The sequence below is a fragment of the Nitrincola sp. genome, assembly GCF_048264025.1.
Lineage (GTDB): Bacteria > Pseudomonadota > Gammaproteobacteria > Pseudomonadales > Balneatricaceae > Nitrincola.
The window spans coordinates 1-9925 of sequence record NZ_JBLXDN010000063.1; the positions used below are offsets into that span (position 1 = coordinate 1).

Consider the following 9925-nt stretch of genomic DNA (forward strand, 5'->3'; position numbering starts at 1 on the left):
GAGCCAGAGCCAGAGCCAGAGCCAGAGCCAGAGCCAGAGCCAGAGCCAGAGCCAGAGCCAGAGCCAGAGCCAGAGCCTATTTTGGATGATAAACCGGTGGAAGATAGTCTACGTTGTATACTCGTTGATGTGCATGGTCTTAAGCTGGCTATACCGACTGATGATGTTGATGGCGTTCAGGAAGTACACAATCTCACCATGAGTATAGAAATGCGCCATGATTGGATGATCGGTCATTTTGGTCAGGATCGGTGGCCAATCACTGTAGTTGATACAGGTTTGTGGGTGATCCCCGGCTCTTACTCTGTGGATAAAGCTGACTATACCGATGTATTGATCCTCAAGGGGCGCCGTTGGGCATTGGCGTGTAATCAGATTATTAAGTCCATTGATTTGCCACGCTCCGCTATCAATATTAATCAGGACAAGGATCACCGGGCATGGCTTTATGGGACCTGTTTGGTGCAGCGTTGCGCTGTGCTGGACACAGATCAGTTGATTGAAGAGTTTGAGGTTATGATTGTTTGATGGAGAATTGGTCCGACAGTATCTATCTATTGATAGCGCTGCTTGTTATGGCGGTGCTCTGTCTCGTGTCCATTTCGGTCTCTCTGGTCATCTGGTATAGAGTCCGGCGTCAGGAAAAGCGTTATCAAGTGCTGGTGAATGTCTTGCGTAACGAAATTCAAGGTATGACCGGTAGCTCAATCGGTATGGGCAAACGTTTAATGACGGTTGAACAGAAGCTAAACATTGCTGTCGAAAAACAGTACGAGCTGGAAAATCGCGATCCTGGTGTGCTGGCTTATAATCAGGCGGCTCGTTTGATGGAGATGGGGGCGGGCGTTGAAGATCTGGTGCGTTCCTGTGGAATCGGACGCCCAGAGGCTGAGTTGATGGCCTTGTTGCACCGAGAACTGCATGATGAGCGTTCGCTTACCCACAAGCATTGATACAGAAACCTGTAATGCATTTCTACTGACTATTTTCTTGCTTGTTCATCACGTATAATTATCGCCTTTTATCGACCTTAGTTTTATGTGGGGAAACACCAATATGTCAGTTGAACGTACACTTTCCATTATTAAGCCAGACGCCGTTGCCAAAAATGTTATTGGTGAAATTGTCAGCCGCTTTGAAAAAGCCAACCTTAAAGTGGTTGCCATGCAGATGAAGCAGTTGAGCCAAGCTGAAGCTGAGGGTTTCTATGCCGAGCATAAAGAGCGCCCTTTCTTTGCTGATTTGGTTGCTTTTATGACTTCAGGTCCGGTAGTTGTGCAAGTTTTGGAAGGTGAAAATGCTATTCTGCTTAACCGTGAGTTGATGGGTGCTACCAATCCAAAAGATGCGGCAGAAGGTACTATTCGCCGTGACTTTGCTTCTTCTATCGATGCTAATGCGGTGCATGGATCGGATTCGGCAACATCCGCTGAGCGTGAAATTAACTACTTCTTTGGTGCCTGAAAGGGTTCCGTACCTAGGCCGGCAATGCTGGCCTTTTCTTAATCAGACTGCGGGTACCGGGTCATGCCAAAACAGCCAGACAGAATCAATTTATTGGGATTATCACCCAGCGGACTTGAGACTTTTTTTGAGTCTATCGGTGAAAAGCGCTTTCGTGCAACCCAGGTTCTGAAGTGGCTGCATCAGCAAGGTGCCAGCAGCTTTGATGAAATGACTAATATCAGTAAATCACTGCGTCAGAAGTTAGCTGAAGTTGCTGATATTCGTGAACCGGAAGTGGTTCTGGAAAAAATATCCACTGATGGCACCCGTAAATGGGTTATTCGTATGGATGGTGGATCCAGTATCGAAATGGTATTGATCCCTGAAGGTAGTCGTAAAACACTCTGCGTGTCTTCACAGGTTGGCTGTGCGCTGGATTGCAGCTTCTGTTCAACAGGCAAACAGGGCTTTAACCGCAACTTGAGTGCGGCAGAGATTATCGGTCAGTTGCGGGTTGCAATCCGCTCTTTCGGACCGTTTGACCCTAAGGATGAGCGCCGCGTCACTAATGTGGTTTTTATGGGTATGGGTGAGCCACTACTGAATTTTGATAATGTTGTTGCGGCAACCGAACTGATGATGGATGACAATGCTTATGGCCTGTCAAAGCGACGTGTGACCATCAGTACGGCCGGTGTCGTTCCCGCCATAGACAAATTGGCTGGTTTGAGTGATGTCTCGTTGGCTGTTTCAATCCATGCCCCCAACGATGCTCTGCGTGATCAACTGGTGCCGGTAAACCGTCGTTATCCCCTGAAAGAATTGATTGCGTCATGCAACAACTATCTGAAGCACCTTAATGATAAACGTGTCATTACCGTTGAATATACCCTGATGGAGGGTGTTAATGATCAGCCTGAGCATGCTACGCAGTTGTTGAAGGTGCTACGCAAAATGCCCAGTAAGCTGAATTTGATTCCTTTCAATCCCTTTCCAAACTCTGGCTACAATAAACCTTCTGCGGATGCTATAGCCCGTTTTAAGCAAATCATCGTTAATGGTGGCATTATAACCACGGTTAGAAAGACACGTGGAGATGATGTGGATGCCGCCTGTGGCCAGTTAGTGGGGCAGGTGGAAGATAGAACCAGGCGTAGTCAAAAATATTTGTCTGTGCTACAACTTGACGCATCTGATGAGACGCTAACTCATGCAGGGGAAGGCTGAGTGAATAACAGGTTGATAGGTATTGTTTTTATGTTGGTGTCGCTGTCTGGTTGTTCGGTGTCTGACACGCGGAATAATCCTGAAGCTACTCCTGAAGCGGCCTTGCAGGCTTATACCCAATTGGGTGTGCAGTATTTGCAATCAGGTGATACTGTTAATGCGAAAAGTTCGCTTCAGCGTGCCGTTGGCATCAGCGAGCGTTATGCCCCAGCACAAAATGCATTAGCGCTGGTGTTCCAGGCTGAACGAGAATTTGTGTTGGCAGAAAAGTACTATCGGCGCGCGATTGATCTTGAGCCAATGAATGCGATGTTTCACAATAATTATGGCGCATTTTTGTTTTCCCTCGGGCGCTATACTGAGGCCTGTCATGAATTCTCGCGAGCAACCGAAGACCCCTTTTATGCTTCCAGGGCGCAGGCATTTGAAAATATGGGACGCTGTTATCGTAGTTTAGGTCGGAATGATGTTGCTGAGCATGCTTTAAGGCGTGCTCTGGATATACAGCGTGATCGCCCTTATGCGCAGGTAGCGCTGGCTGACCTGTTGCTTGAGCAGGGAAACACGGCCGAAGCTGTTAGCTGGTTTGGGCGTTTTCGTGAACAGATAGATGCGCGCGTCGTAGAACATGATGCCAACAGCCTTTGGGTTGGTGTCAGGATTGCAAGAGCTGATAGAAACGCAGGGTTGGCAGCCACTTATGGACTGCTGCTGAGAAATCTTTATCCAAACAGTGAAGAGTATAGGCTGTTTAAGGAGTCTGCACATTGAGTAGTGATCAGACAGAAAATCAACAGAGCGGCTTTCCCGGACATGAGTTTGTTGTGGCTCGGGAAGCGCGGAACCTGAGTCTTCAGCAGGTATCCGCTGAGCTGAATCTGCCTATAAAAGTGTTGGACGCAATCGAGTCTGGTAGTCCGCAAAGTTTCCATAATCCAGTTTTTTTGCGCGGTTACATACGTACCTATGCAAAACACCTGAAGTTGGATCCAGACTATTACGCCAATGTTTACGCCAATTTGCCGGGCGTGGATCTCAAGCCAACGGAGATACGTTCAACGACGAGTGTTCAGGAGCGTGATCCGTCGCGATCGCCCTTTATGAAGCTGTTTACCTGGTTGTTTGTGTTGGCGATTATCGCAGTGATTGTCTGGTGGTCACGTGAGCAGTACGGGCTGACGCCGCCGTCGACTCCCTCGCCTGACGTTTCCGAGCCTGCACCGGATGTGTTTGATCCGCCTGTAGCGGCTGTGTCGCCGATTATTGCTGCGCCGGAAAGGGATAGCTTGGTTGATGCTGACAGCGATGGGGCTGATGTTTTGTCTGTTGAGCCAGAGGTGTCTGAGCTGATTCCGGATGAAGCCGAAGCTCAGGAAGATGACGTGGTGTCTGTTGACGTGCCTGAGGAAGCCGCCGCCTTATCTTCAACGCAAGGGCTTTACATTCGTTTTAGTGACGACTGTTGGATACAGATACGTGATGCTACCGACAGCCTTATATACTCAGGCGTTGCTCAGGGTGGGTCAGAGCTTCAGTTGGAGGGGGATGAGCCATTGTCCTTAGTGATTGGCCGTCGTGACGCAGTCGACGAACTCCTTTTTAATGGCGATGTAATTAGCTTGTCGTCATTCACATCGGGTAATGTGGCGCGTTTTAGTCTTCCGTTAAATTAATAACAGTATATAGGGTAAAGGGTTTGGCCAAGATTAAAGCCATTCGTGGTATGAATGATATTTTGCCGTTGCAGACACCGCTTTGGCAGTATCTGGAACAGAATACGCGTGCTGTATTGTCCAGCTATGGCTACAGTGAAATACGCACGCCTATCGTAGAGCAGACGGAACTTTTTTGTCGTTCAATTGGTGAAGTGACCGATATCGTTGAAAAAGAGATGTATACCTTTGAGGATCGCAACGGTGAGAGCCTGACTTTGCGCCCAGAAGGCACGGCAAGCTGCGTTAGAGCCTGCGAAGAGCATGGGTTGATTTTCAATCAGGTGCAGCGTCTGTGGTATGCCGGTCCCATGTTCCGATATGAACGCCCACAGAAAGGTCGATACCGTCAGTTTCATCAGATAGGTGTTGAAACTTTTGGCATGGCAGATCCGGATATTGATACCGAACTGTTGTTGCTTACGGCACGGTTATGGAAGGTGTTGGGTATCAGTCATGCTGTTGCTTTGCAGTTGAATACTATAGGTAGTAGCGCCGCACGGGCAGTATATCGAACCAAATTGGTAGATTATCTAACGGCACATCAGGATCAGTTGGATGAGGACAGTCGTCGTCGCCTGACCACCAATCCGCTGCGTATACTCGACAGCAAAAATCCACAGGTGCAGGATTTGCTCAATGGTGCGCCGGATTTCCATGCCTGTTTGGATCAGGAATCACTCGAGCATTTTGAACAACTCAAAGCCAATCTGGATGCAGCCGGTATTGCTTACGAAGTTAATCCGCGCTTGGTGAGAGGGCTGGATTACTATGGGCGTACAGTTTTTGAGTGGGTGACTGACAGGCTGGGAGCGCAGGGTACAGTGTGTGCTGGCGGTCGATATGATGGCCTGGTGGAACAGTTAGGTGGGCGTCCAACGCCGGCTGTGGGGTTTGCCATGGGCGTTGAGCGCCTTATTTTGTTGCTTGAGGCTGAGGCCTCGTTGCCTGAGTATGTAAAGCGTGAAACCGATGTGTTTGTTGCCGCCCTGGGCGCTGAGGCGTCTGCAGCAGCGATGCGCTTATCCGAAGAATTAAGGGATAAAACAACCTTGCGCATTACGCTTGATTGCTCCGGTGGAAATATTAAAAGCAAGATGAAAAAAGCTGACCGTAGCGGTGCCCGAGTTGCATTACTATTGGGTGATAATGAACTGAAGCGACAAGTTGTTGCTCTAAAACCTTTGCGCAGCCAGTCTGAACAGCAAGAGGTTCCCTTAGATCAGGTAGCAAGGGCATTGCTGACTGGAACAGAGTATTTCGAGGAGTAAGTTAACGTGGCAGAACTTCGTAGTGAAGAAGAGCAATTAGAAGCTTTAAAAAATTGGTGGAAAGAAAATGGCCGTTCATTAATGATCGGCTTGGTTGTTGCTGTTTCCGCGGTTCTGGGTTGGCAGGGGTGGCAGTCTTATACTGAAAACCAGGCAACTCAGGCTTCGTGGCTTTATCAGAATATGCTTGAAGCCGTTGCTTCTGAGCTGGATGAAAATCCGGATCCGCAGGTCGAGACCATTTTACACTTGGGTGATCGCCTAAAGAGTGAGCACGAAAAAAGTACTTATGCCCAGTATGCTGCGTTGATGTTGGCGCGTGTTGCAGTTCAGCAGCAGCAATATGACACAGCATTGGCAGAGTTGGATTGGGTTGTTGCTCGGGCGCAAGAGGATGATCTCAAGCGCTTGGCTACTTTGCGTAAAGCCAGAGTGTTGCTGGCAACAGATCAGCTTGACCAGGCTAGTAACTTGTTGTCGGATTTTGAGCCAGGAAGCTTTAGCGTAATTTATTATGAGCTGTTGGGTGATATCGCTTTTAGCAAAGGTGATCTGGATGCTGCGATTAATGCCTATGATCAAGCGCTGGCGGTAGCCGGAAATGCTCCGACACGGCCAGTGTTGCAAATGAAGCGTGATGACCTGGGTGAAGAGGCAGACTCATGAATAAATCGGTTAAAGCATGTGTAGCTGCCCTGATGCTTGGTTTGCTGGCTGGATGTGGTTTTTGGGGTGGCAATGAGGAAATTCAACCTGCTGAGTTGGTTGATTTTTCAGCTGAAAACAATGTCTCGGTGAAGTGGAGTGCCAGTGTTGGTAGTGGTCCTGGGCGTCGCTTTCACCAGATGATGCCCTCTATTGATGGTGACCGGATCTATGCAGCGGACAGCCAGGGTGTCGTCTCAGGCTTTGATCGTCATTCAGGTCAGCGTGTCTGGAGTGTGAGTCTTAAGGAGCCAGTAGTTGGAGGTGTTGGTGCTGGGCTTGGTCAAGTACTGTTGACAACAAGAGCAGGAGAAGTCGTTTCGCTTAATGGTAACGATGGTAAAGAGCTTTGGCGCTATAAGCTAGCGTCAGAAGTGACGGCTCAGGTTCAGATCAATCCCGAACTTGTTGTCATGCAGCAGGTCAGTGGGCGAATTACCGCGTTGGATCGAATGACCGGTGAGCATCGTTGGTCTTTTGATGTGCAAGTGCCTGCTTTAACTCTGCGTGGTACGGGTATTCCTTTGTTAGCGGCTGATGTGACCTTTGCTGGGATGTCGAATGGTCGGCTGGTTGCATTGGATAACCGTGACGGTGGTTTGATCTGGGATCAGCGAGTTTCTATAGATGAGGGGCGTTCAGAATTAGAGCGTATAGCCGATATTAATGGTCGTCCCATCATTGTCGATAATATGCTGTATGTGGTGGGGTATCAGGGCCGACTGCTAGCGATTAATCCGTTTAATGCGCAAGTACAATGGGCACAGAATGTTTCCAGCTATCGTAGCCCGGCTTCGGGTTACGGCAATATCTATGTGGCTGATGCGCAGGACCATATTCACGCCTATGATGCGGTCAGCAGCGCCAGTGTTTGGTCTCAATCGGCATTAACCAATCGCTTGGTGACTTCTCCAGCAGTGCTTGGCAATACGGTGGTTGTGGGTGATCAAGAAGGTTACCTTCACTTTATGTCACAGGTGAATGGGCGTTTTGTAGCTAGATATCGCGTTGATTCGTCAGGATTGCAAGGCGATATGCTGGTACGTGACAATATATTGTATGTACTGACCAATAGCGGCAGGCTCGCGGCTATTACACTTAACTGAACTGATTAAAGTCAGTGGCAGCTGAAACCCTCTGGGTTGAGCTGCCTTTTTCTGGAAAACACTATGCTACCGGTTATCGCGCTTGTTGGGCGTCCTAATGTAGGAAAATCAACACTGTTTAATAGATTGACGCGTTCGCGAGATGCGCTTGTTGCCGATTTACCAGGGCTAACGCGAGATCGGAAGTATGGAGAAGGTCGTCAGGATGACCAGGCTTATATAGTCATAGATACCGGTGGTATTACTGGCGAAGAAACAGGTATTGACCACGCCATGGCACAGCAGTCGCTGATGGCGATTGAAGAGGCCGATATCATTTTTTTTATTGTTGATGGTCGTGCGGGATTAAATCCAGCCGATGAAATGATTGCAGACCACTTGCGCCGCAGTGGTAAGCAACATTATCTGGTGGTCAATAAAACAGACGGTATAGATCCAGACACAGCCATGGCCGATTTTTATGGGCTTGGTATCGGGATTCCGGTGCCGATTGCCGCATCTCACGGTCGCGGTGTATTGTCGCTGATGGAAGAAGTGTTGGCACCCTATGTGTTGCCAGATGAGGAGCTAGAGGCGCAGGAGCGGGCGCGTAATGATGGAAGTATCCGCATTGCTGTGATCGGTCGTCCTAACGTAGGTAAGTCCACACTGGTAAACCGTATGCTGGGTGAAGATCGTGTTGTCGTTTTTGATCAGGCGGGCACGACGCGTGACAGCATCTATATTCCTTATGAGCGCGATGCGCAAAAATACACTCTGATTGATACGGCGGGTGTGCGTCGTCGCAAGCACATCACCGAGGCGGTTGAAAAATTCTCGATTGTTAAAACCCTTCAGGCGATACGTGATGCCAATGTGGTTGTCATGGTCATAGATGCGCGTGAAGGTGTGACAGAGCAGGATCTACATTTGTTAGGTTTTGTTATTGATGCAGGCCGTGCCATGGTGATCGCACTGAATAAGTGGGATGGCATGACGTCTGAGCAGAAGGATACTGTTCGTGAGCAAATCAGACGTCGTCTTGAGTTTGCCGCATTTGCACGTATGCACTTCATTTCAGCATTGCATGGTACGGCGGTGGGTGATCTATATGGCTCAGTGCATGAGGCCTATGATGCGGCTATGGCTAAATGGTCTACCAATAAGCTGACACGGCTGTTGGAAGATGTCGTTGCAGATCATCAGCCACCCAGTGTTAATAACCATCGTATTAAGCTTCGCTACGCACATCAGGGTGGTTCCAATCCGCCGATTATAGTTGTACACGGTAATCAAACCAATGCGCTACCTAACTCTTACAAGCGGTATCTTGAGAACCGCTTTATCAAAGTGTTGAAAATTCGTGGTACACCCATTCGGTTTGAATTCAAGACGGGTGATAACCCCTTCGCCGGTAAGCGTAATATATTGACCGCGCGTCAAAAGCTTAAAAAACAGCGTAACCTTGATCATATTAAAGATATGAAAAAACGGTCTGTTAAGCGTGCCAGGAACAAGTAGCAATGAGTCAGTCAGATAGCAGGCCTATAGGGCTGTTTGATTCCGGTGTCGGTGGGTTAAGTGTATTGAACGCCACTCGTCTGGCGTTACCTGGGGAAAATCTTATCTATCTTGGTGATACGGCGCGCGTGCCTTACGGCACTAAAAGCTCCTTGTCGATTACGCGGTATGCAGAGCAGGCTCTTAAGGCGTTGCTGCGCTACGATATCAAAACGTTGGTGGTGGCTTGTAATACAGCAGCGGCAGCAGCCTTGGATGCCTTGCAGGCTAGTTATCCTGAATTACATATTATTGGTGTGATCGACCCTGGTGCGCGTGCAGCCGTTAATGTAACGCGTACCGGCAAGATTGGTGTTATAGCAACGGAAAGCACGGTTAACAATCAAGCCTACCAGAAAGCGATACTGTCCTTGATGCCCGATGCAAATGTAAAGTCGGCAGGCTGCTCATTGTTTGTAGCGTTGGCAGAAGAAGGGTGGCATGAAGGCGAGCTGGTTGAAGCGATAGTTAAACGCTCGCTAAGTGGGCTTTTCGATCATTATCGTGACAGTGATGACTATCCCGATACGCTGGTATTGGGCTGTACGCATTTTCCAGCCCTCAAAACGGCTATTTCTCGGGTTGTGGGTGATTCGGTCTCGCTGGTTGACTCTGCAGTGACTACCGCTGCTGTGGTAAAAAAACAATTAACTGATCGTGGGATGCTAAACCCGGGATCAGATGGGTATGTGCGCTTTTTGGTTACTGATGGACCAGAACGTTTTGCTCGCGTTGCGCCGCGCTTCTATAGTGAGACGATCGAAGCTGAACAGGTTGAGCTAATTGATATTCAGCATTTTGTTTAAAAAATATCCAATGCTTGTCGGTCGATAAAAAAACTCAAAAAGAGTGTTGACGCTCCATAATCAGGTCTATATTATACGCACCTCGCTTGAGACAACAGCCCAACACATCGGGT

The 9925-nt window shown here is 48.6% G+C and carries 11 protein-coding genes; all 11 read left to right on the forward strand.

Annotation, left to right across the window (positions count from 1 at the left end; all coding sequences use genetic code 11):
- The coding region (locus ACN0R1_RS20525; RefSeq protein WP_417586021.1) for a chemotaxis protein CheW at nt 1-528 on the forward strand (528 nt) is incomplete at its 5' end.
- Nucleotides 528-953, forward strand: coding sequence for a DUF2802 domain-containing protein (locus tag ACN0R1_RS20530; RefSeq protein ID WP_417586022.1), 426 nt, complete (start codon nt 528-530; stop codon nt 951-953). The genes ACN0R1_RS20525 and ACN0R1_RS20530, both read left to right, overlap by 1 nt.
- 103 nt (nt 954-1056) lie before the next feature.
- Nucleotides 1057-1464 carry a nucleoside-diphosphate kinase gene (ndk, locus tag ACN0R1_RS20535; RefSeq protein WP_417586023.1) on the forward strand — a complete coding sequence of 136 codons (408 nt, stop codon included), beginning with the start codon at nt 1057-1059 and terminating at the stop codon, nt 1462-1464.
- Between the two features lie 63 nt (nt 1465-1527).
- Entirely contained in the window at nt 1528-2673 is a 1146-nt protein-coding gene (gene rlmN / locus ACN0R1_RS20540) for a 23S rRNA (adenine(2503)-C(2))-methyltransferase RlmN (protein WP_417586024.1), read from the forward strand.
- On the forward strand, nt 2674-3444 hold the full coding sequence (gene pilW / locus ACN0R1_RS20545) for a type IV pilus biogenesis/stability protein PilW (protein WP_417586025.1): 771 nt from the start codon (nt 2674-2676) through the stop codon (nt 3442-3444).
- Nucleotides 3441-4346 (forward strand): RodZ domain-containing protein, encoded by a 906-nt coding sequence (locus tag ACN0R1_RS20550; RefSeq protein ID WP_417586026.1) that lies wholly within the window; start codon nt 3441-3443, stop codon nt 4344-4346. Before pilW ends, ACN0R1_RS20550 begins: the two co-directional genes overlap by 4 nt.
- 50 nt (nt 4347-4396) lie before the next feature.
- Nucleotides 4397-5656, forward strand: coding sequence for a histidine--tRNA ligase (gene hisS / locus ACN0R1_RS20555; RefSeq protein ID WP_417586031.1), 1260 nt, complete (start codon nt 4397-4399; stop codon nt 5654-5656).
- A 6-nt stretch (nt 5657-5662) separates the two neighbouring features.
- On the forward strand, nt 5663-6322 hold the full coding sequence (locus ACN0R1_RS20560; protein WP_417586027.1) for a YfgM family protein: 660 nt from the start codon (nt 5663-5665) through the stop codon (nt 6320-6322).
- Nucleotides 6319-7467, forward strand: a complete 1149-nt coding sequence (gene bamB / locus ACN0R1_RS20565) for an outer membrane protein assembly factor BamB (protein ID WP_417586028.1) — start codon at nt 6319-6321, stop codon at nt 7465-7467. The genes ACN0R1_RS20560 and bamB overlap by 4 nt, the downstream gene beginning before the upstream one ends.
- A gap of 63 nt (nt 7468-7530) precedes the next feature.
- The gene (der, locus tag ACN0R1_RS20570; protein ID WP_417586029.1) at nt 7531-8967 is read left to right on the forward strand and encodes a ribosome biogenesis GTPase Der; all 1437 of its coding nucleotides are present in this window, start codon (nt 7531-7533) and stop codon (nt 8965-8967) included.
- A gap of 2 nt (nt 8968-8969) precedes the next feature.
- The gene (murI, locus tag ACN0R1_RS20575; protein WP_417586030.1) at nt 8970-9812 is read left to right on the forward strand and encodes a glutamate racemase; all 843 of its coding nucleotides are present in this window, start codon (nt 8970-8972) and stop codon (nt 9810-9812) included.
- The last annotated feature ends 113 nt before the right edge of the window (nt 9813-9925 follow it).